We start from the raw sequence: 21,518 nt of genomic DNA on the forward strand, positions 1-21,518 counted from the left end.
AGTAACATCTTGGTTGTATTTTCTCCATTTTGGAGATTATTGTTGATTTTATTTCTAACATACGGTATAATGCATATAGAAAATTCAAATAGAAATGAGGCGAACAAATGCGTGATTTCGGGGAAATATTAGCAGAAAATAGAAAAAAGAAAGGATACTCTCAATCAGATCTGGTAGACCTGCTTTCTCAGGAAGGTATTCAGGTCACTACAAAAGCAATCTCCAAATGGGAGACCAATGCACGAGAACCAGCTTTACATGTTTTCCTGACACTTTGCCAGTTACTTGATATCGAAGATATATATGAATCTTTCTTTGGAGAAAATCCATATAACATTATGAGTGGATTGAATGAAGAAGGCAGAAATAAATTGATTGAATTTGCTGATATTTTGAAAGCTTCTAAAAAGTTTTCTCCACTGTCTGCAAAGATTATCCCATTCCATCATCCTGTAGAAATTACCTGGGAACCAGTTTCTGCTGGTACTGGAAATTACCTGGAAGATTCTGTAAAAGAAACTTATGACGTAGGACACCTTGCTCCTGAGCAGACTGACTTTGGTGTACGGATCTCCGGTGACAGTATGGAACCACTTTATCATACAGGCGATGTCGCATGGATTCAGAAAAAAGATTCTCTTGCTAATGGTGAAATTGGAATCTTCTATCTCAACGGTAATACTTACATCAAGGAATTACACGATGAGCCAGATGGTGTTTATCTGATTTCTTTAAATCAAAAATATCGTCCTATCCAAGTTTTGGAATCTGACTCTTTTAAGATTTTTGGAAAAGTAATCGGAAAATGCAAAGGTGCAGAAATTCCGGGATTTCATTAGATTTCAACAGCAGGTTCATGATCCTGCTGATAACAATAAGCAAAGGAAGTGATTGAATGGCAATCAATAATACATTAAAAGATATTCGTGAAGAACGGAATCTCATTCAAGCAGATTTGGCTGAAGCCATAGGTTCCTGCAGCCAGACTATAGGCCGCATCGAACGTGGAGAACGTAATCCCTCTCTTGAGATTGCAATCCGGCTGGCCCATTACCTGAAAGTGCCTGTAGAAGATATTTTTCAAGTTGAAGACTGAAGCATAACAGCCGAAAAACCGAGGAATAAAATCCCCGGTTTTCCTTTTGCTCAAAAATCAGTGTAATTCCATGATGCACAGATGCATATACGATTGCTTTTCTCATTTGTTTTCCTTTCTGCCTGCTCCATCAATCAGGTCATAACTCATATCTAAAAAGTCCAGTACCTTTGCTTCGCTGACCGAACCATCCAGTAAAATAGTGATCCAGTGCTGCTTATTCATATGATACCCAGGTAAAAATCCATAAGTCTGAATAATCATATTTGTCATGTCCGGATCACACTTTACGTCAATGATATCAACCATCTCTCTTCCTTCTAATCCCAGTTTCGATTTTTCAACCGTCATGATCACTGCATACCATTTCCCATTCTTATGTCGAAGTACTGCACTGTCCGGTAGTTTACTCCATAAATATTCCGGAATCGTGCCATACTGTTTCTGCACATATTCAAAAATTTCTTCTTTCTTCACAATCTATTCAACTCCTGATTCTTCTGATATCCTGCCCATAATCATACCACATTTTCGTATCCCGTACTACCTGCCAAATTCTTTTGCATTTTCCCGGTTCTCCTGACTTTAACTAATAGAGAGGTAAAACAGCAAGGACAGGAAGTGAGGATACACTTCCGGGAAATCCCAATTTAGGGTACCCTGCCCTAAATTGAAAAACGTTGAAAGCAACGATACTACTGTCCTCTCAGAAAGGAGAACCCACCAATGGCTGAAAGAAAGAGAAACAAAGAAATCCATTTTTATGTCACCGAAGAAGAAAGGAAGCTTATACGCAGGAAGATGATAGAATCAAAAACCAAAAACATGGGAGCTTATCTGCGTAAGATGGCAATCGACGGTTACATCGTCAACACCGATACCACCCCACTGAAGAAACAGTATGAGGAAATGCACAAGATTGGTGTAAATATCAACCAGATTGCAAAAAAGGTAAATACCACCGGAGATCTATATCCAGAAGAAATGCAAGAATTGAAAGAGATGGTGAAAGAATTATGGCGTATCTTAAAATCTTCCCCATTAAGGTAACTGACAAGAAAGCTCTGGACTATATTACAAATCCAGATAAGACAGATGAAAAACTGTTAGTTTCCAGTTTTGGCTGTTCCCCGGAAACTGCAGATCTTGAATTTTCTATGACAAGAGAAATGGCAAAAAAGAATGGAATGGATAAAGGCGATAACCTGGCATTTCATCTGATCCAATCATTTAAACCTGGAGAAGTTGATGCCGAAAATGCCCATCGCTTAGGTCAACAATTTGCTGACGAAGTGCTGAAAGGAAAATATGAGTACGTGATCAGCACACACGTTGACAAAAATCATATTCACAATCATATCATCTTCAACGCTGCAAGCTTTGTTGATCATCACAAGTATGTTTCCAATAAGCGGAGCTACCATAAACTCTGCAGAATCAGTAATCGTATCTGCCATGAAAATGGACTTGCCACCAGCATGCCAACCGGAGAAAAAGGTAAAAGCTATAAAGAGAACATGGAATATCATCGTGGCACCAGTTGGAAAGCCAAGCTACGTGTCGCAGTTGATAAATCAATCTGGACTTCCATCAACTATGAGGAATTTCTGCAAAAGATGCAGTTAGCCGGATATGAAGTCCGGCAGGGAAAGCACCTGTCCTTCCGTGCACCGGAGCAGAAGAACTTCACTTATATGAAATCTCTCGGAAGCTATTATTCCGAAGAAAATGTTCGCATCCGTCTGGCTAAAAATCGTAGCAAAGTAAAAACTCCAAGACATCTGTCCAGAGAAGCTCGCTTGTATATCAATATCTCCACTTATGTCACAACTGGAAATCGAGAGGGATTTGAACGATGGGCAAAGCTCAATAATCTAAAAGAGGCAGCCCATACCTTCAACTATCTTTCCGAAAATAACTTGCTGAATTATGACGATTTCAGGCAGCATGTATCTGACATTGAAGCTTCTGTGAAAGTTGCCGACCAAAGAATAGCACAAATCAACAGTGAGCTGAGCACGCAGAAAGTCATTCAGAAACACTGCGATTCTTACCGGCTTTGTCGTAAAGTAATTGAAGATTGTAAATCTGCTAAAAATCCAAAAGCATACCGCACCAAACATCAGGCAGAATACCAGCTCCACGATTCACTAAAAAAAGAGCTTCAGGATCTCGGTGTCACCAAAATCCCAAGCTCTAATAAAATCCAGAAGCGGATTGAAAATCTTGAATCTGAACAGGATGCTACTGTCCGGGAAAAACAGGAATTGCAGAAAAAGCAGAAAACCCTAGAGATCATTCAGCAAAATTTCACTGCACTGCTCGATGCTCCAGAGATCAGTTCAGACTTACTTCCGGCAAAAAAGGAACCTGTTTCTGTCACAAGAGAAAAATAAGATTGCACTGGCAACTCACTCATTTTCTTCCCAATCTTCCCAAGGTTTCAAATCCTTTTCCTCCCAGGTGACACCATACGGTGCACCTCCGGAGGTATAACCAGCAATACAGAAAAATCGGTCATCTTGCAAGATCTCTTCTTTGGTCAGATTATCTCTTGCTTCTTTTTTCCGTTTTGCTCGCCTCTGTTTCCTCTTTTGTTTCGCAACAGCTGCTTTTTCTTCCGGCGTTTTCCTATGTCCTTTTGCCATAAGTGTTTCTAGTGTAATTCCACTCTGAATGTCTTTTAGTATACGAGTTTCATACCCTGTTTCACGTTTCTCAACAATTCTATAGTATGATGAACATAAAAGATTCGGTGAATCAACATTGTACTAATACTTTTTTTCAACCGAAGTTTTCAATTTTTCAAAAGCTTCTTCACTGATTACATGTTCTATCCGACAGGCATCTCTTTCTGCAGTTTCCCGATCAACCCCGACAGCTACAAGCTGCTCCGTAAAGAACTGATGGCGTTCATAAATTTTCTCGGCAACCTCCCGCCCGGCATTAGTCAGATTGAGGTATCCATCTTCATCGACAGTCAGGAAACCGCCATTCTTTAACACACCTACTGCATGGCTGATGCTCGGTTTACTGAATCCCATGTGCCGGGCAAGATCAATGGATCGGACCATACCCTGCTTCTTTTGAAGAATCAGCACAGCCTCCAGATAATCCTCCCCGGACGCATGAATCTTCATCGGTTCCTCCTTTATGCAAGGCTCCAGCCGGAAGCCTTTTTACGGATATTTACAAAATCCTGATAAATCCCGGCTTTTGCCATAAGCTCGTCATGGGTTCCCTGTTCGCTGATCCGTCCATCAGAGATCACCAAAATCTGATCTGCCTGACGGATGGTATTCAGGCGATGTGCAATCACAAGTAATGTTTTACCCTTTACCAGCTCATTGATTGCCTCCTGGATATAGCTTTCATTATCGGTATCAACACTTGCAGTCGCTTCATCCAGAATGACAATCGGTGCGTCCTTCAAAATGCATCGGGCGATAGAGATTCTTTGCTTTTCGCCGCCGGACAGAGTAGAGCCGCCTTCACCGATGACTGTCTGGAATCCATCTGGCAGCGCCATGATAAAATCATAGCAGCGGGCTTTTTTTGCAGCCTCATAGACTTCTTCCTCGGTAGCGTCCGGTTTACCCATGCTGATATTGTTGTAAATGGTATCCTGGAACAAGTACACCCTCTGGAAAACCATGCTGATCTGTTCCATCAGTTCGGCGAGAGGTACATCCCGAATATCTGTACCACGGATTGTCACTTTGCCGGATTTCACATCCCACAGCCGCGCCAGAAGGTTCGCAATCGTGGATTTGCCACCGCCAGACGGTCCCACAAGTGCGGTCATGGTATTCTTCTGCATAGAGAAGCTGATGTTGTGCAGGACTTCCTTGTCCTGATAGGCGAAGCCCACATCGCTAAATTGTACTTCTGGCTGATCCGGCTGTGCCTGTGACAGAATATGTTGATTTCCGTTATCGGGAAGTTCGGGCTCGTCCAAAACAGCTTCAATGCGGTCTAATGCGGCATTCATCACGGTCAGTCGGGTTGCTTCTCCATAAAGAGCTTTCAGAGGTCCAAAGAGATCAAAGACAAACAGCAGCACGCCCAAAAGATAAGCCAGGGAGAGTACGCCTTCCTGATGTAAAAAAACGGATAAACCGAAGATAGCGGCAATACCCACGCCATAGAGAATGTTTAAGCCAGTGGTCCACGGTGTCATTTTCTGCTCAAACTTCGTATTGACATCCCTTGATTTTTTGAAGTTTTCCGTTAATTCGTCAGATTTTTCTCCGAGCAGATTGTAACTTTTGATAACCCCAATTCCTTCAGCAAAAGACAAGACCGCATCCGTCAAATTCTCGCTTTGGTTTTGACGCCCGACAGCCTCCTTGAAGGAAACCTTATTCATATATTTTGCAACCAGTGATGCCAGCAAGGTAATGATTACCGCAATCAGCCCAAGTCTCCAATCCAGTACGAACATAAAAACAGCTAAAACCAAAGTAGACAGCATATAGCTCATCATGTTGCCAATGGTACTCATAGAAACTTCCTCAATGAATACCATATCCGTACTGAGAACAGAGCTGATTTTGCCAATATTCCCCGATGTAAAGTAACCCATCGGCATTTTTCTTAAATGATTTCCCAACTCCATCCGTTTATCAGCAAAGATCATAAATCCAGCGGCACTTTGCAGACGGTCGCTCAAATAGTGAACCACTGTCTGAACCACTACAACAGCTAATAATCCAAGTCCGACAAACAGACAGGTCTTTCCAGTCAGCGTATTATCAGCAAACCCGGCCAAGACAATAAACGCCATGAAGATCGGCATTTTGGAGAGAATGGACTCGACAAATGCACATAGAAATGCAGCCTGAATACGGCTTTTATACCTCCCGGAGAGGTTCAGGATTCTTGAAATCAATGCAAACATTTATCTTCCCTCCTTTGCAGTAGATACTTTCCACTCGGCGCTGTCCTGAGCCGCTTTCCACAACTTTTGGTATTCTGGGCAAGCTTGAATCAGCTCCTGATGTTTTCCGGTTGCCACCATCTTTCCGTGATCCATAACGCATATTTGATCTGCGTTCATTATAGCGGGAAGTTTGTGAGCGATAACTACCAAGGTTTTTCCCTCCACCAGCTCCGCAATAGCAGCCTCCATTTTTTCCTCATTTTCTGGATCAGCATAGGCCGTGGCCTCGTCAAGCACTACAATCGGGGCATCCTTCAATATTGCCCGCGCCAGGGAAATTCGCTGGCGCTGCCCCCCGGAAAGCATTTTCCCCGCATCGCCCGCCATGGAGTGAATACCTTGCGGCAGCTTTTCCAGAAACTCCATACACCGGGCTTTCTTCGCCGCCTGCATTACTTCCTCATCGGTAGCATCCAAACGTCCAAGACGGATATTTTCCAGCAGGGAGGTGTTAAACAGGTACTGATCCTGAGCCACATAGGAAATGCGGCTGTTCAATGCCTCCAGGCTCATATCACAAAGTTTCTGCCCGCCAATGGAAATGCTCCCTTTCTGCGGGTCATAGTAGTGGATCAACAGTTTTGCAAGGGTGCTCTTGCCAGAACCGGATTCACCAACCAGGGCAGTTTTTTGTCCTGCTTGTGCCACAAAGGTAATATCGTGGAGGACTTCGTTTTCCGCTATTATCGGTTTCCCATCTGGGCCAGGCTGTGTCGTCTGATACGCAAAGGAAACATGATCGTAAGAAATGTTAAAATCCTGTCCGTGGAAATCATCCTCAGCAGCTTGCAGCGGTGCCGTATTTAACATCTGTTCAAGTGCCGTGATCTTATAATTCAGATTCGGAATCGTCTCCATAAAGCCCAGTGCTTTCAGGAGAGGAATCCCAATGCTGAGGGAAAGGCAGAGGACTAAAATCAAATCAGGTAAAGTGCTTATGCCACAGAGAACAAACCATGCCCCAAGAGGCAAAGTCAGAATAACAGTGCAGGGCAGTAGACTTCCGTATATCGCCATCCAGGGCCAGGCGGCCTTATACCATGCCAAGGTATAATCCCGATAGTCCGTTACATCCTTGCGGAAGTTCTCGTAAGATTCGCTCTCCCGGTTGAAAACCTTGACAACCTCCATACCATTGATGTACTCAATGATCGTGTTGTTCATTTTCTGTGCAGACTGATAGTAGGGACCCATGCGCTTCATTCCAACAGAGTACATAATGACCATGGAGAGCAGGCTGATCGGGATAGAGGCCAAAGACATAAGAGCCAGTTTCCAGTCCGCACAAAACATAGCAACATAAATCACCAGCGGGATCAGTAAATTTGCGATACCCTCTGGGACTGAATGAGCAAGGAGCAATTCCAAGCTGTCCACATCATCGACAAACAGCTTTTTGATTGTCCCTGTCCCTTTTTCCTCCACAATGCCAAGGGGAAGTTTCTCAAACTTCTTTTGCAGAGATACCCGCAGCCGGAACAATGTGTTATATGCTGCTTTATGAGAAATTGATAATCCCCATCCATAAAAAAACGCCTGCAAAACAAGACAGATCAAAACCCCTATAACACGCAATAAAACAAATTCTGTTTCAACAGAATCGCCCATAACCAATGGCGAAATGACCTGATAGGCCAGCACAAAAGGCAGGATGCCCATAAGAACGCTGACCAGTACGACAACCGTGGCCACATACATATTTTTCTTATATGGCCCTGCGTACTCAAAGATTTTTTTGAACATAAGCCCTCCTTATATTGAGCCGTACTGTCTGTGCTTCAAAAACAAGAGGCCGCCAAAGTAAAGCGGCCTCTTATCATTATCTTTCTGTCCAGTCAAGGCGGCCCTGACATTCATAATTTCTAAAATTCACTGGCGGATTCGGAAAAAATCCAAAACCTTTTTACTGCCGGATTCGTCCAATGGATAGCTTTCTTTTACTTGCCCTTTTTCCATATGGACTACATACGAACATCCCGCCATCACCAACTCCGGATCATGCGTAATAACAAGAAGCGTTTTGCCCTGATCCGCGAGTGACTTCAAACTCCGCGCAACTTCCCGCATATGTTTGAGATCAAGCCCGCTTGTTGGTTCGTCAAACACAATGATCTCCCGGTTACTCACAATGGCAGACGCGATCGCTACCCGCTGTTTTTGCCCGCCGGAAAGAGAAAGCGGGTGCCTGTCTTTATATTCCAGCAGATCAAACTGTTTAAGGATTTTATCCACAACAGTTTCATCCTTGTTGTCCATGCTCAGAAGCACTTCATCCGCCACGCTTTCGGTAAATAGCTGATGGCTGGTATCCTGCATTACCATGTAGCAATGTTTGAGCCGGGCTTTCCAATCAAGGGTTTTCCCCTCAACCTGCAAAAAGCCACACTTCTTTTCCAGTCCGCAAATACAGCGGGCCAGAGTAGATTTTCCAGCGCCATTCAGACCGATAATGGCAATCGTTTCTCCAACAGGCAGTTCTGCACTCGGAATATGGAGGCTTTCCGGTTCCCGCTTTTTATACGCAAAGCAGAAATTTTGAAATTCCATCTGTTTAGCTGTATGCGCCTGATACTGATTCGCAGGCTTCAACTTCGAGAGAGAAAACGGCCGCAGCCCCATTTCTTTTCGAGTGCCGTCCGATAAGCTGTCAAATTCAGCAGGCGTGTATTCCCGTTCAATCTCCCCATCTTTTACATACAGCATACGATCTGCAAGATCGTGAAGGTAGTAAAGGCGGTGTTCTGCGATCAGAATTGTTTTGCCCTGCTTTTTCCAGAGGCTTAGGACCTGCCGCAGGTCATCAATAGCAGCCATATCCAAATTAGAAGATGGTTCGTCCAGGACCATAATTCCCGGCAGCAATACACTTGATGAAGCACAGGCTATTTTTTGCTTTTCGCCTCCGGACAGAGCAAACACGCTTCGCCCCATCAAATCTTCAATATGATAATCGGAAACTGTCCGGTCAATCCTTTTCAGGATATCCTCCTGAGGATAGCCTAAATTTTCACAGGCAAAGGCTAATTCACTATCCGTATCCACGTTGAAAAACTGACTTTTGGGATTCTGGAATACAGATCCCACCATAGCAGCCAAGTCATAAAGCGGCGTATCTGATACGCTTTTTCCGTCCAGAAGGACATCGCCCTCTAATTTGCCCTCGTAATAATGAGGCACCAGCCCATTTACCAAACGGGTAATCGTTGTTTTCCCACAGCCGGATTCTCCCGTGAGTAAAACAAATTCCCCTGTGTTTATGGTGAGATTGACATTTCTAATCCCTCCGCCGCTGGATTCTTCACCATAAGAAAAAGAAACATTTTGAAAATCTATCATGGCAAAATCCCTCCTGCGGAAATTATCGGGGAAGCAATCGCCCAAAACACTACAAAGCAACAAAACAAGATCAGCACCACATCGGCAAAATTGAATTTAAGCTGGCAAATGTTTGTGCGTTTGACAGGAGCGCCGAGGCCACGGGTAATTGCCGCAGCGGAAAGTTCCTCACCGATTTTCACGGAGCAGGTAATCATCGGGATCAGCTTATACTCCAATATTTTTGAAGATTTTTTCCCTCCAAGTTTAATCCCACGCATTTTCATAGCGTCACTGATTGCTTCTGACTCCTGAAAGACAGTTGGAAAGAAGCGGAACATGACCGTTAAGGGGATCGTCACTTCTTTAGGCATATGGATTCTTTCCATGCCGGAAATCAATTCACTGACCGTTGTTGTTTTCACTGCATAGGCAGCAATCGCAACACTGGGAAGGATTCGGCAGAAGAATCCTGTTGTAAACAGAACAAGGAAATTCAATATCCCCGTAAGGTGCGGCAAAACATAAATTTGGACAGCATAAAAAACAGAAAACACAGCAATATAGCCCACAGCTTTTGCACATTGTTTCGAGGTAAGCAGCAATATAGCCGGAACCACACAAAGAACAAGGCGGATCAGTCCCATAGCTTCTCCGCCTGTTCCACCCATGACAAAAATGCTTATGATGAAGATGAGCAACAGTTTTGTACGCGGATCGAGCCGCAACCCTTGTTCTGTTTTTTTGCTGAGCAGAATTTCCCGCGCCATTATGCAATACCGGCACGCTGGAAGTGCTTTTTGCAAATGGCTTTCCCAATCATACCTCCGACAAGGCCAAACACAAAGCAGGCAACCAGCAAAATAGGCGCAATCCACATAGGCATATATGTATTAAGGGTAGCTGCATATTCAGTGCCGTATCCTTCAGTCAGCATTACCATATAGCTTTCACGGTTCAGGAAAATGGGAGCAAAGTTGCCAAACACCCAGATGCTGAACACACCGCAGGAAAGAACTGTACTCTTTGCACTTTTGTAGTCTGCCTTTTTCAGGATCACGTCAGCCAACAGGCCGCCAACAAGACCAGTTACCATAGTAAGATAGCCGTTGCCGAAGAACACCATGATTAGACCAATCAGGAAACCCATGATTGCAGTCATCCCGAATTTTTTAGCCTTTGTAACATACAGCATATAGGGGATGCCGCCAATCAAAGGACACAGCACCGCCATCAGCGGAATAAAAATGGGGATGAAGCCAAGCATCGCCACCAGCATAACAATGACGACATAGATGACGGTGTAGATGCCGATAGTAATTAAATCTTTTCCCTCAAGCCGGGAACTTTTTTTCTGGGAACTCATACCAGTATCCTCCTATCTAAAAAATGGTGTAGTTAGTATTTTCTAACTACACCACATATAATAACAATTTACGCCTACATTTCCAACCCAAAAACGGTTTTATTCTACCCAAAATCGGTATTTTTTAATTTTAACCAATCGTATTTTCCGTTTTATAGTTTTTAGGAATTACCCCATACTTCTTTTTGAATGCCGCAGCAAAGTTACTCGGTTTTGAATAGCCTACAAATGCTGCCACCTGACTTACGTTCAAATTACTTTCTAATAGTAGACTTGCCGCCTTTTCCAATCGCTGATCTATAATATACGCATGAACCGATGTTCCAAACAGCGAGGAAAAACCCTTTGACAATTTTGAAGTACTAATATTGACTTTTCGCGCCAATTCCTCACAACTTGGTGCCAAAGCAAGCTGACTGTCAATGATTCTCTTCGCTTCTATGATGGATTCTCGGTCACTTCTGGAAATTGCTATATAAGTTGACGCAAGAATACTCAGTTCCAAAATCTCACTCAAATATACAGATAACAACTCAAAAACTTTGCTTTCCAAAAACAGGTATCCCAATCCGCCGCGATATTGCGTGAAGTCTTTCAGTTCCGCAAAAATGTGCTCCATATAGGGAGTAATACCTACTTTTGATATACCTTCCAATAGTTTTTTCTGATAAACCTCAATCTCACCAACATCAAAATAGTCATTCATAATTTTACGGAAATACGACAGTGGTACTTTTACATTTTTGAAAAGGAAATCGTTTTGTTTGGAATAGCACAGATATTCCATTTTCCCGTGTCCACGATAAATACAGGACTCACCTTTTTGTATGCTGATACTTTGTCGGCTATCTGCAATATTCCAGGAAACACCATCATTGAAGCAGAACAACATTTGAATGTATTCTTCGCTACTCACTCCCTGCACGTTCATATCTGAAAAATAATTCATTTTCCAGTCCGAAACAACTGCTCCCTGTTTCGTGACCACCTGTAAAATCTGCCCTGTCCCCATGTCTGCTGGAATATCTATGGTTATTGTCTGCGGTGAATTAGAGAGCAGATCACGATAAAGATTATTCATGTATTGGTTTGTCATGTACAAGCATTCCTCCCGAAGTTAGATAAGACTAATTAAATTTTACAACTTCCAAAGTAAAAAGTCAAATTTTGTAATCATGTAAAAAGCAGACACTACTTAATGTAAATTACAAACTTCACTTACTTCCATTTCTTTCTGCATCTCACAAGACGATAAAGTCACTTTTAAAACCCATTGTACTGACAATTTAATATTAATTCTCATTGTTCTCCCTGCACATCGCTAAATTATCTTATAAATATGGCATTTTAGGAACACCTGACAGTTCGAGAGTTAATTTTATCTGAAGTTCATATTTATCGTGCTTTTATTGCAAGTAATAATGTTTCTGATAATTTAGCTGTTCTAAAGTGCATTTTTGTCAATTGGTTTAAAATTTTTTCCACACTCTGATAATTCCACGACATTAGGCTATCTACAGTACTAACTATGTTTTTACCACAAAAAACTTTATAGGTCAATCTCCATGTCCATTGATCCATCCCCACTTGCTTTATATCGGTAATATACGTCTCATAGCGCAATCTTCCTTGAGTAGCCACCGATATTCTACTTCCTACTGGCGCAACAAGAAATTTCGGTTCTAAAAGTTCTATCAGGATTGGGACATTTATATTCAAATTTTTATCTAATTTATACAATAATTTTTCTTGTTCATCCCTTTTTAAATGTCCAAGTACTCCCATGCACATTACACCACTTATTTTATCTCGAAATGAATATTTACCTACATCTATCGGCAATAGAGAAATTCTCTCTTTAACTTCATTATGCTCCATTAATCTTGCCATAAATGCTGTTCTCATATAAGCCGATGGTTCTAAAGCAATTATTTCTTTATCACATATCATATTAGCCATCTCTATTGTTGTTTTTCCAGTTCCTGCACCTATATCCAAAATGATTCCATCTAAATCCTTAACCATATCAGCAAATTTGTTTAAAACAATTTTTTTGTTCCCTATCTGTGAAAGAGCTGATAAATCATAAAATTCTACTGTCTCTCCGTATACATTCTCAATTTCATTCAATCCCGTCATTCTCCTTTTTTATTAAATGTCTTTTTTCCAAATCATAAAATATACTTTTTATGTCACCAAAATTGTCATAATCAACGATATTCATATAGCCCACTTTCTGACATATTTCAGACCATAATTTTGATACATATATTTGATATTGCGCCATGGACATTTTTTCTGTTCTATTTTGCTTAAATAAAATCTCTAAAGCTTTCTTTACTGCATCCGGCCATATTTGTTCAAACGTTTCTTTTACTGATGGTAACATTACATTTCCTATAGTAACACCAGAGGGTATATTTACTTCCTCTTCTACATTAATACTTAGTGTTCCATATTCATCTCTTGGCATATGCAAGAAAGGAAGCCATATTACCGGACCATGGGTATTGACCAGACAGAGCCGCCCTGTGGAAAATGTCAATTCTATTCTATGATATAAATGTAATGGATGGTCTATATCGTTACGATCCACATTGGTATTCACTATAAATGTTACCGGAACCATTCCAATTATACCACTAATAACTCTGTTACCCCCTCCTGCCATAGAAGTTGTATAAGATTCTGCTACATTTCCCAATTTCCATGTAGATAAGCCTCCCAACGCACACCCCAATATATCTATTCCATCATATAATACATGTATAGCGCATTCCAAGGATGCATTTATAAGATGAGCATGTTTACTTATTATTTGTGCCGCCTCTAAAAAATCTCGAATTGGCTTGATATACCGATAAAATGGATTCAACATAAAAGCGGCACTTCCGGATTCTCTTATACAATTAACAATTTCTACCTCATGAGCAGGATGTTCTAATAATGTTGGTATCCCTTTTGCAAGTATACTTTTAGCTATATTGGCACCGTTTCCACCTCCAGCCGCATTAGGTACAACTACACATGCTGCATCAACATTTTGATTTATTTCTTTAATATCCGTATACATTGGCACATTTAGATTCTTTGAAAGAAGTCTGGATCTATCGCTTCCTTTTCCCAATATACCCATAAGCTCATATTCTTTACTTTCTGCAATAGCTTTCAAATAAATTTTCCCAAATCCTGTTCCACATACTAAAATCTGTTTTTTCTTCATATCTTTCCCTCTGATTTGAACTTATCTATTTTTTTAAGTTCATCTAACACTTGATATTTTTCAAGATAACTTGCCATTGTATAAATTCCATCCTTCCTAGGCATTTCAAATATTGCATTGGCAGTAATCGCTAATATTTCGCCAGTTAAAACACTCGGATTTTTTCCTTCAAAATAAATGCATCTACTATCATTTCCTTTATTTTGTCTTACCCATATAAAAGCTTTTTGGTTGCTATTTTTCTGTCCCATTAATGCATTTACTAAATCTTTTTTTTGACAATGCGCCTTATTTACTATTGAAAATAAACTTACAGGTGCCGCCGTATATGAATCAATATTAAGCATATATTTCCCTTGTATAATTTCTTGAATTTCTTCTGTAACATATGGCAATATAGATAATTTCGAAATTCTTGTTGGAAGATTCAGCGGACTTCTTTTCTGAGCAGGTAAAATTTTTCCATTTCGCACACATGCCATAGGAATTCCAGCTTTATAACTTTTTATTTCTTCCACATAATCGATTGCGGCAGCTTTTGAAAAATTATAGACACCTCCAATAATCATCTCTATTAAGTCATCATTGAAAGCTTCTTTAAGCACAGAAGACAACATCCATCCTGATAACCCCGGAAATATTCCCGAACCAACTATAGCGGTACCTTTCATGCTAGAATTCCTCATTTTTCTAATTAAATGAATTCCTCCTGGGTCAACATACGGAATATTCTCTGCCATTGCTTCAAGTAACATTTTTTCACTATAGTCTGCGGAAGGTCCGATTGCTCCTATTACCAAATCACTTCCTTTAAAGAATTTTCCAATATTACTTTCCTTATCAATATCAAGTTCAAATAATTGGATGTTGGGAGCCATATACATTCCTGTATCTTTTATTGTTTCTATATTCCGTACACTGACTCTTAATGAATAGCCTAACTTACTTAAAACCTTACACGCTGTCACACCAACAGTACCTGTTCCGCCAAGAATACAGATTGTTCTGCGATTATTTATCATTTTCTAGTTCCCTCATAATAATATCAAAAATGTCATTACTATTAGATTCAAATTCTCTAACGTTACCTAAAACAGCCTTTTCCCAAGATTTAATAGCAACTGAATTTCCGTCAATTATGCTTATATCTCCTAAATATAAATCACTTTCTTTTGCTTTAGATGGATTTATTAAAAAAATGCGGTTAATAATAATGTTTTCCCCCAATAGTTCACTTGCCTTAGTTATGCATAAAGAAGCCATTTCGGAAAAGGCAATAATATATTTCTTTTTAACACTTATGTCTTCATGACATCTTTCAATTATTTCTTGCCCTCCCACTCTCTTACAACTTATGTTTGAAGCGCTCAACTTTTCTATAAGAACATCTCTTATTTCATTTTCGTTATCCCCAAATATATATACAACAGTATATGAATTTCTTGTTTGATTTCCTGCATTACTATGCATTTGATTTTTTGAAGGATTTTTACAATCCGATATATACTGAGCAATCCCCATAATTGTTGGCATCGTCAACGATGCCCGTAATATTTCATCAAATCTCATGCCTTGTGCTTCTTGTATGTCACTAACTATGCGCCCAGAAATCTGAGATAATAACAAAGAATCAAGTCCATTTTCTAATAAATTATCTTCATAATCAATATAATCATTTCCAGAAATAGAGCATACGATTTTTTTGATACTTTTAGCAAGTTCTACATATTCCTTCTTTTGCGAAATTAAAGTTGCTTTTGCATTATGCTTTACCTTGATGTTCTTTTGTATACTCTCTGCCAGTCCTTTTCTGTCTATTTTGCCATTAGTAGAAAGTGGAAACCTCTCTACATTTACAAACTCTGAAGGAATCATTGCTGGTGGCAAAAAAAAGGCTAACTGCTTTCTGTATTCTTCTTTCGTATAGGAAATGCTCGATATTTTATTTTTTATAAAAGCTATCAGCACACCCTTCCCTATACTTTGATTATAAACCACGCAACAATCTTCAATATTTTGCATTCCACGTATTGCATTTTCTATTTCCGCAATTTCTATTCTATGCCCATTGATTTTTACCTGATTATCTAATCTGCCTAAAAATTCAATGTCGCCATTCTCTACATATCTTCCATTATCTCCAGTGAGATAAATCCTGTTCTTTTCTTCTTCCACATAAACAAATTTTTCTTTTGTTAATGTTGTATCTCCTAAATAGCCTTCTGCCAAAGAATATCCTCCTATGGCAATTTGCCCCGAAACATATTCCGGACAAATTCTCAATTCCTCGTCTACAACTCCCATCCACTGTCCAAGCAAAGCTTTTCCATATAATATAGTAGGCCTTTCTTCTATTTCATCAATTTCATGATATATAGACCAAATCCCACCTTCCGTAGCGCCTCCCAAACTAATCATTTGAGCGTTGGTCATAATCTTTCTTAGTCTTCCTGGCAGACTAGTATTTATCCAATCTCCGGATAACAGTACTAATCTAACTGTCGGATAACTCTCCGATTTAGACGCAAAAGCATCTAACATTTCCGCCTGCGCTGGAACACTATTCCACAAGGTCACTTTGTATTCATTAAGTAATCTGCCCCAATGGGATGCATCTGGTCCTTTTTCTGGATTCGGTAATACTAATGTTCCACCAACTCCCAATACACTAAATATATCAAATACAGAAAGATCAAATGACAGTTCCGCAATACCAAGGATTGTATCCTCTTCCGAGATATTATACATATTTTCAATAGATATAAGAGTATTTTGTGCCGCAGTATGTGACATTACTACACCTTTAGGCTCTCCTGTAGAGCCAGAAGTAAATATTACATATGCAATAGGATTTTGGAATTCTGGATGCTTTTCTAATCGGTATTCCAAATTCTGAAGTATCATATTTACTTTTTTCTCATCCAATTCCACAATAACATTTGCTTTTGATAAAATTTTTTCTTGTCGTGCCAATGGCTGTTTTATATCAATAGGTAAATAAGAAAATCCAGCAATCAAAACACCCATTACTGCTGCAATTTGATTTACAGATTTTTTCATTCTTATCGCAACCAGTCCAGTTCTATTTTCCACAAATTCTTTTCTTAAATAACCTGCTATATATTCTGCTCTTTCCAACAATTCTCCATATGTCACTGTTTCAACAGCATCTATTACGGCAGTTTTATTAGAATTCTTTTTCGCATACTTAACAAATCTCTGTTGAATACGTGATTGATTCGTAATACCTTTATTTCGTTCGCAAATTACTTTTTTCTTACTCGCACTTGGCACTATAATTTCCAATGGATTCTTCCATTCTTCCGAATGTTTTATTCCAAGTATTCTTATTGTTTCAGTAAAAGACTCAAACATCTCCGTTACAATAGATTCTTTTATCGCACCTTTTCTTGTATCCCAGCTTATCATCAGGCCTTTTTCTTGATCTTCTGAATCTATCTCATCGACTATCTGACAATCAATCCATACTTGAGGGGTATGACTAAACCCATATTCAATAGTGCCTACAGTGCCATCAGTCTTCAAAACCCCTGTAAATACGATCGGCATTAATAATTCCTTTTCTTCAGACACTTTACTCAGTTCTCTTAGCACTTCGACACCAGAAAAAGAATTATGCTCTAAATCCTCCATCAATCTTTTTGTAATTTCTTTGACTCTTTCTATAAAACTCATATTTTGAGTTACATTTACTTCTAGCAAGTTCACTGCTGTAAAGTCTCCTACTATGGAATTAGTATTATTTCCGATAGTTGGTCTATTTTGAATTGGTAAATTGAGTGTAAAATGTTTATTCGAACTCCACCTTGAAATAACTTCTGCGTATATACCAATAAGCACCGATGAAACTGTTACTCCGTATTCTCCTGCAATTTCCTTTATACGTTTCCAGTCAGACTGATTAATATGTTTCTGAAATCGATAAAATTCATATGTATTTTCACACTTATCTGCGGCTCGTCCATCTTGTGGAAGAATTGGAGCCTCCGGCAATTTTTTCAGTCTTTCTAACCAATACATTCTATCCTGATGCCATTTTAAACTTCCTTTACGTTGTTGATTGAACATTGCATAATCTGAAAACTTATACCTTATTTTTTCTAATGAAGCTCCTTTCAAAAGTTCTCCCATTTCAGAAATCAGAAGTTGCACACTTGCAAAATCTGAAACAATTAAATCAACAAGTAGATGGAAAAAATTTCCTTCTATACGCTTCGTTATTAGCACTTTAAATAATGGAGGTTCCTCCGTATGAAAAACATATTCACCAAAATCCTCCCTAATCTTAGATAAAGTATCTACTTTTTCCCTCTCTGCCATTTTTTGTAGATTTACTATTTTAATTTCATAATCAATCTCATCTCTCTCTAAAATTTCAAATCCGACCTCTGTTACTTTCGCTCTTAGCATTTCATGCCTATTTACCAATACTTTCCAAGCTCTTGATAGTTCTTCTGCACTGTAGGAACCAAAATCAACCTCAATATATCCTTTACATCCAATTCCACCCCACTTCACAGCTTCTGTTTTTCCAACTAAATAGGCTGCTTGCACATCAGTCAAAGGATATACATTAGTTTCATAATCATTATCCGTAATAAACTCGTCTATCGTTTGTTTTTTCTTCAAAATTTCAATTATTTCTTCTTTATATTTTTTAACTTTCTCTTTAGAATTTTCTGTAAAATTCCCTTTGGAATCTTTATATTTTAATTTTCCATCAACAGTTTCAAAAGTAACGCCTTTTTTTTCAAGCTCTACTAATAATTCTCCTGCTACTTTTTTCGTGTCCTGCATTTTTTAAATTTCCCCCTCTTCTACAAATTCTGCTATATCTGTATTTTTTCTCTTATCAACCAATTTTGTTAGTGCGTTAATTGATGGATTCATAAAGACCTCTTTCATGCGTACCTCTATTCCGCAACGAGCATTAATAGCCGCAACAAATCTAGCCGCAAGCAAGCTGTCTGCACCTATCTTAAAAAGGTTCTCATCCAAATCAGCCACTTTATTTTTCAATAGCTCCTCCCAAATCATCAGTACAATATTTAATACTTTGTCAGACATTATTTCCACACTATCAGTTTTCTGATATTCTGCCAATCTTCTTCTATCAACTTTTCCATTTGCATTAAGAGGAAAATTTTCTAATCTGTTTATAGAATTCGGTATAGAATACTCAGGAAGATGTATCTTAAGATAATCTTCTATTTCACTCTCTGCAATGTACTCTCCCAAGTAAAATGCAGCTAATTCTTTATGGTATTTATCCCCCTGAGCAACAACTACGGCTTCTTTTATTCTTGAAATACTTTTTAATACACTTTCAATTTCTCCCAACTCAATTCGATGTCCACGTATCTTTACTTGGGTATCCATTCGCCCTAAAAACTCTATCGTTCCATCTGCCCATCGCCTTCCCCGATCTCCTGTTCTATACCAACGTTCCCCTTTTACATCCGTAATAAACTTTTTCATTGTTAGCTCTTCATCATTAATATAGCCTTTTGCCAGACTTCCACCTCCAATTTGCAATTCACCAGGAATATCAACTCCGCACTCCACAAAATTTTCATCCGTAATCCTATATTTCTGTTTTGGTAATGCTTGCCCATAAGGAATAGAATTCCACAATCTATCTACTTTTGAAACGCAATAATAGTTGGACCAAATTCCGCCTTCTGTCGCTCCGCCCAACGCTACAAATTGCGAGTTTGCTGAAGTTACTTTATACCATTTCTCCGGTAAATATAAAGGAATCCAGTCCCCTGACACTAATGCCAACCGCAATTTACCAAAATGATTATTTTCCCCCATTATCAAAAACATGTCCAATAACGCGGGGGCACTATTCCAAATAGTAATTCCATAAATCTCTATCAGATTTTTCCATACTTCTGGATCTCTAAAGTCGTCTTCATCAATTAAAACAATTGTCCCTCCAACAGTTAAAAGACCAAATATGTCAAAAACCGACAAATCAAAATCAAATGCTGATATATTTAATACGGAATCTTCCGCACCAATATTCCACATATGTAAAATTTCTTCTATTGTATTCATTGCAGCCACATGACTCATTTCTACTCCTTTAGGTTCTCCGCTAGAGCCCGATGTATAAATAATATAGGCAGTATCTTTTGAATTATTTTCAATACACCCAGTCCATGGATTCTCTTCTAAAAAGGCTTCATCCTGCAATACAAGAGCCGGCTTGACATTTTCTATGATTTTTTTCCGACGTCCTAACGGCTGCTTCATCGCAATCGGAACATACGCTGCACCTATTGCAAGAATTCCTAACAATGCAGCTACTTGTCCAATACCTCTCGGCAATATAACTACAATCTTATCATTTCTTCTTACTCCTCTTTGCCACATATAGTTTGCTGCACGCAACGCATATAAACGCAACATCTTATAAGAAACTTTCTCATTTTCATAGATAAGCGCAATTCTCTCTGGATATTTCAATGCATTTTCATAAAATTCTCCATGTAATGTTTCCTTTCTATTAGAAAACTCTCGATCGTTCATCATATACATTTCCTTTCCTCAACTATTCCACATTCTTTTTAAGCCATTTTACGACTCTCACAATAACCTCATCTTCTATAGTACCGCCTTCATCCTTTAATGGAGAACTTACCTTAGAAAGTGAATGTCCCAACCCTTTAAACAAAATTATATCTGCATTATTCCTTGCTGCCTTTGCTATTTGCACAGCTTCTACCGGAGAAATCCATCCGTCATTCAAACCATGAAGTACTAAAATAGGTAATTGGATTTTTTTTATGTCATCTAATATTCCTGCCCATGTTTCTCCAGGAGCATTTTCAGCAAATCGAATTAAAGTAGTAGGATCTGCAACTATTTCATCTGCCAATGGTATCCAATTATCTATTATGCTGAATCTTCCTTTCCCTTCTGGATCAAGTTCTTCATTAAATTTCATATTTCCCTCCTTATCCGTACCAAGAATAAGTAAATACAGAGAGAAAGAGATAGATGTGGAGTCCGGTATACAATTCAAAAAATCCGAAATTTCTAATATGCTATCACTATTGTTATCCAACTCTTTCAACTTTTCTACTGTAAGTTCGCGCAATATATAAGAGAAATAGGAACTCCATCCTTCTGCAATACCCGACTGAAGAATCAAAGCCTGCGCATTCGGAAAATCTGAAACTAAAGTTGTACAAACTCGTACTCCTTCACTCCATCCATAAAACAGAATTCCTTCCACTTCAGACAAGCCAGAAACAAATCTCGTTACCTCTCTGGCATCCCGAATAATTATTTCTATATCATAATTTTCTCTTTTATCATAACGAAATACCGCATATCTAGCTTTCACAAACCCTTCGCTCAATAAATCAAAATTACGGGATACTATACCTCCCATGGATTCAACTGTAGCGTGCCGATCAGATGGACCGGAACCATGAAATAAAATAATCGTTTTCCATTGACCTTGCCTTTCTGGCAAATCTAATTCTCCTGAAATTTTCATTCCATTTTCCAAAGTAATTTCCAATTCTTTTACAAACATATT

At 39.2% G+C, this 21,518-nt stretch carries 19 protein-coding genes; 4 read left to right on the forward strand and 15 right to left on the reverse strand.

The window, feature by feature from the left end:
• The first annotated feature begins 107 nt into the window (after nucleotides 1-107).
• Together LI112_RS07865 and LI112_RS07870 are read left to right on the forward strand one after the other, a co-directional pair.
• Complete coding sequence (locus LI112_RS07865; RefSeq protein ID WP_008688138.1) at nucleotides 108-839, forward strand: XRE family transcriptional regulator; 732 nt, start codon at nucleotides 108-110, stop codon at nucleotides 837-839.
• A 56-nt stretch (nucleotides 840-895) separates the two neighbouring features.
• On the forward strand, nucleotides 896-1,096 hold the full coding sequence (locus LI112_RS07870; RefSeq protein WP_005344265.1) for a helix-turn-helix transcriptional regulator: 201 nt from the start codon (nucleotides 896-898) through the stop codon (nucleotides 1,094-1,096).
• A gap of 102 nt (nucleotides 1,097-1,198) precedes the next feature.
• On the opposite strand, the gene LI112_RS07875 is transcribed toward LI112_RS07870, so the two are convergent.
• The gene (locus LI112_RS07875; RefSeq protein ID WP_054356897.1) at nucleotides 1,199-1,573 is read right to left on the reverse strand and encodes an MmcQ/YjbR family DNA-binding protein; all 375 of its coding nucleotides are present in this window, start codon (nucleotides 1,571-1,573) and stop codon (nucleotides 1,199-1,201) included.
• Between the two features lie 249 nt (nucleotides 1,574-1,822).
• On the opposite strand from LI112_RS07875, the gene LI112_RS07880 reads away from it, so the two are divergent.
• Both LI112_RS07880 and LI112_RS07885 read left to right on the forward strand, forming a co-directional pair.
• Nucleotides 1,823-2,146, forward strand: coding sequence for a MobC family plasmid mobilization relaxosome protein (locus LI112_RS07880; RefSeq protein ID WP_015528451.1), 324 nt, complete (start codon nucleotides 1,823-1,825; stop codon nucleotides 2,144-2,146).
• Nucleotides 2,113-3,492, forward strand: coding sequence for a relaxase/mobilization nuclease domain-containing protein (locus LI112_RS07885; RefSeq protein WP_015568876.1), 1,380 nt, complete (start codon nucleotides 2,113-2,115; stop codon nucleotides 3,490-3,492). Before LI112_RS07880 ends, LI112_RS07885 begins: the two co-directional genes overlap by 34 nt.
• A 15-nt stretch (nucleotides 3,493-3,507) precedes the next feature.
• On the opposite strand, the gene LI112_RS07890 is transcribed toward LI112_RS07885, so the two are convergent.
• The 14 genes from LI112_RS07890 to LI112_RS07955 all read right to left on the reverse strand — a co-directional run bounded on the left by LI112_RS07890 (nucleotide 3,508) and on the right by LI112_RS07955 (nucleotide 21,515).
• A complete protein-coding gene (locus LI112_RS07890; protein WP_015568877.1) occupies nucleotides 3,508-3,744 on the reverse strand; it encodes a hypothetical protein in 237 nt (78 codons plus the stop codon).
• Nucleotides 3,745-3,867: 123 nt separating this feature from the next.
• Nucleotides 3,868-4,236 (reverse strand): metal-dependent transcriptional regulator, encoded by a 369-nt coding sequence (locus LI112_RS07895; protein WP_015528448.1) that lies wholly within the window; start codon nucleotides 4,234-4,236, stop codon nucleotides 3,868-3,870.
• 11 nt (nucleotides 4,237-4,247) lie between these two features.
• Nucleotides 4,248-5,996, reverse strand: a complete 1,749-nt coding sequence (locus LI112_RS07900; RefSeq protein ID WP_227190493.1) for an ABC transporter ATP-binding protein — start codon at nucleotides 5,994-5,996, stop codon at nucleotides 4,248-4,250.
• Nucleotides 5,997-7,781 (reverse strand): ABC transporter ATP-binding protein, encoded by a 1,785-nt coding sequence (locus LI112_RS07905; RefSeq protein ID WP_015528446.1) that lies wholly within the window; start codon nucleotides 7,779-7,781, stop codon nucleotides 5,997-5,999.
• Between the two features lie 126 nt (nucleotides 7,782-7,907).
• Nucleotides 7,908-9,374 (reverse strand): ABC transporter ATP-binding protein, encoded by a 1,467-nt coding sequence (locus tag LI112_RS07910; protein WP_015568880.1) that lies wholly within the window; start codon nucleotides 9,372-9,374, stop codon nucleotides 7,908-7,910.
• On the reverse strand, nucleotides 9,371-10,123 hold the full coding sequence (locus LI112_RS07915) for an energy-coupling factor transporter transmembrane component T (protein WP_015528444.1): 753 nt from the start codon (nucleotides 10,121-10,123) through the stop codon (nucleotides 9,371-9,373). Before LI112_RS07915 ends, LI112_RS07910 begins: the two co-directional genes overlap by 4 nt.
• Nucleotides 10,123-10,719: an MptD family putative ECF transporter S component gene (locus LI112_RS07920; protein ID WP_008395315.1), complete on the reverse strand. Its 597-nt coding sequence runs from the start codon at nucleotides 10,717-10,719 to the stop codon at nucleotides 10,123-10,125. The genes LI112_RS07915 and LI112_RS07920 overlap by 1 nt, the downstream gene beginning before the upstream one ends.
• A gap of 130 nt (nucleotides 10,720-10,849) precedes the next feature.
• A complete protein-coding gene (locus LI112_RS07925) occupies nucleotides 10,850-11,815 on the reverse strand; it encodes an AraC family transcriptional regulator (protein ID WP_015528443.1) in 966 nt (321 codons plus the stop codon).
• Nucleotides 11,816-12,114: 299 nt separating this feature from the next.
• A complete protein-coding gene (locus LI112_RS07930) occupies nucleotides 12,115-12,849 on the reverse strand; it encodes a class I SAM-dependent methyltransferase (protein ID WP_055222064.1) in 735 nt (244 codons plus the stop codon).
• Nucleotides 12,842-13,942: a Gfo/Idh/MocA family oxidoreductase gene (locus tag LI112_RS07935; protein WP_015528442.1), complete on the reverse strand. Its 1,101-nt coding sequence runs from the start codon at nucleotides 13,940-13,942 to the stop codon at nucleotides 12,842-12,844. The genes LI112_RS07930 and LI112_RS07935 overlap by 8 nt, the downstream gene beginning before the upstream one ends.
• Nucleotides 13,939-14,964 (reverse strand): NAD-dependent epimerase/dehydratase family protein, encoded by a 1,026-nt coding sequence (locus LI112_RS07940; RefSeq protein WP_055282716.1) that lies wholly within the window; start codon nucleotides 14,962-14,964, stop codon nucleotides 13,939-13,941. The genes LI112_RS07935 and LI112_RS07940 overlap by 4 nt, the downstream gene beginning before the upstream one ends.
• On the reverse strand, nucleotides 14,954-18,760 hold the full coding sequence (locus LI112_RS07945; RefSeq protein ID WP_156340263.1) for an amino acid adenylation domain-containing protein: 3,807 nt from the start codon (nucleotides 18,758-18,760) through the stop codon (nucleotides 14,954-14,956). The genes LI112_RS07940 and LI112_RS07945 overlap by 11 nt, the downstream gene beginning before the upstream one ends.
• Before the next feature lie 3 nt (nucleotides 18,761-18,763).
• Nucleotides 18,764-20,503, reverse strand: a complete 1,740-nt coding sequence (locus LI112_RS07950; RefSeq protein WP_227190494.1) for a non-ribosomal peptide synthetase — start codon at nucleotides 20,501-20,503, stop codon at nucleotides 18,764-18,766.
• A 19-nt stretch (nucleotides 20,504-20,522) separates the two neighbouring features.
• Nucleotides 20,523-21,515, reverse strand: a complete 993-nt coding sequence (locus tag LI112_RS07955; RefSeq protein ID WP_156340260.1) for a S9 family peptidase — start codon at nucleotides 21,513-21,515, stop codon at nucleotides 20,523-20,525.
• Nucleotides 21,516-21,518 lie beyond the last annotated feature (3 nt).

This window comes from Blautia sp. 210820-DFI.6.14, assembly GCF_020558815.1.
In the GTDB taxonomy this organism is placed as follows: Bacteria; Bacillota; Clostridia; order Lachnospirales; family Lachnospiraceae; genus Blautia_A; species Blautia_A obeum.

What these genes read in the sequence shown, in the direction of transcription:
- LI112_RS07905 (WP_015528446.1), bottom strand. Translation starts at nt 7,781, where the DNA reads ATGTTCAAAAAAATCTTTGAGTACGCAGGGCCATATAAGAAAAATATG.
- LI112_RS07895 (WP_015528448.1), bottom strand. Translation starts at nt 4,236, where the DNA reads ATGAAGATTCATGCGTCCGGGGAGGATTATCTGGAGGCTGTGCTGATT.
- LI112_RS07915 (WP_015528444.1), bottom strand. Translation starts at nt 10,123, where the DNA reads ATGGCGCGGGAAATTCTGCTCAGCAAAAAAACAGAACAAGGGTTGCGG.
- LI112_RS07865 (WP_008688138.1), top strand. Translation starts at nt 108, where the DNA reads ATGCGTGATTTCGGGGAAATATTAGCAGAAAATAGAAAAAAGAAAGGA.
- LI112_RS07885 (WP_015568876.1), top strand. Translation starts at nt 2,113, where the DNA reads ATGGCGTATCTTAAAATCTTCCCCATTAAGGTAACTGACAAGAAAGCT.
- LI112_RS07920 (WP_008395315.1), bottom strand. Translation starts at nt 10,719, where the DNA reads ATGAGTTCCCAGAAAAAAAGTTCCCGGCTTGAGGGAAAAGATTTAATT.
- LI112_RS07950 (WP_227190494.1), bottom strand. Translation starts at nt 20,503, where the DNA reads ATGATGAACGATCGAGAGTTTTCTAATAGAAAGGAAACATTACATGGA.
- LI112_RS07880 (WP_015528451.1), top strand. Translation starts at nt 1,823, where the DNA reads ATGGCTGAAAGAAAGAGAAACAAAGAAATCCATTTTTATGTCACCGAA.
- LI112_RS07945 (WP_156340263.1), bottom strand. Translation starts at nt 18,760, where the DNA reads ATGCAGGACACGAAAAAAGTAGCAGGAGAATTATTAGTAGAGCTTGAA.
- LI112_RS07870 (WP_005344265.1), top strand. Translation starts at nt 896, where the DNA reads ATGGCAATCAATAATACATTAAAAGATATTCGTGAAGAACGGAATCTC.
- LI112_RS07890 (WP_015568877.1), bottom strand. Translation starts at nt 3,744, where the DNA reads ATGGCAAAAGGACATAGGAAAACGCCGGAAGAAAAAGCAGCTGTTGCG.
- LI112_RS07955 (WP_156340260.1), bottom strand. Translation starts at nt 21,515, where the DNA reads ATGTTTGTAAAAGAATTGGAAATTACTTTGGAAAATGGAATGAAAATT.
- LI112_RS07910 (WP_015568880.1), bottom strand. Translation starts at nt 9,374, where the DNA reads ATGATAGATTTTCAAAATGTTTCTTTTTCTTATGGTGAAGAATCCAGC.
- LI112_RS07925 (WP_015528443.1), bottom strand. Translation starts at nt 11,815, where the DNA reads ATGACAAACCAATACATGAATAATCTTTATCGTGATCTGCTCTCTAAT.
- LI112_RS07935 (WP_015528442.1), bottom strand. Translation starts at nt 13,942, where the DNA reads ATGAAGAAAAAACAGATTTTAGTATGTGGAACAGGATTTGGGAAAATT.
- LI112_RS07900 (WP_227190493.1), bottom strand. Translation starts at nt 5,996, where the DNA reads ATGTTTGCATTGATTTCAAGAATCCTGAACCTCTCCGGGAGGTATAAA.
- LI112_RS07940 (WP_055282716.1), bottom strand. Translation starts at nt 14,964, where the DNA reads ATGATAAATAATCGCAGAACAATCTGTATTCTTGGCGGAACAGGTACT.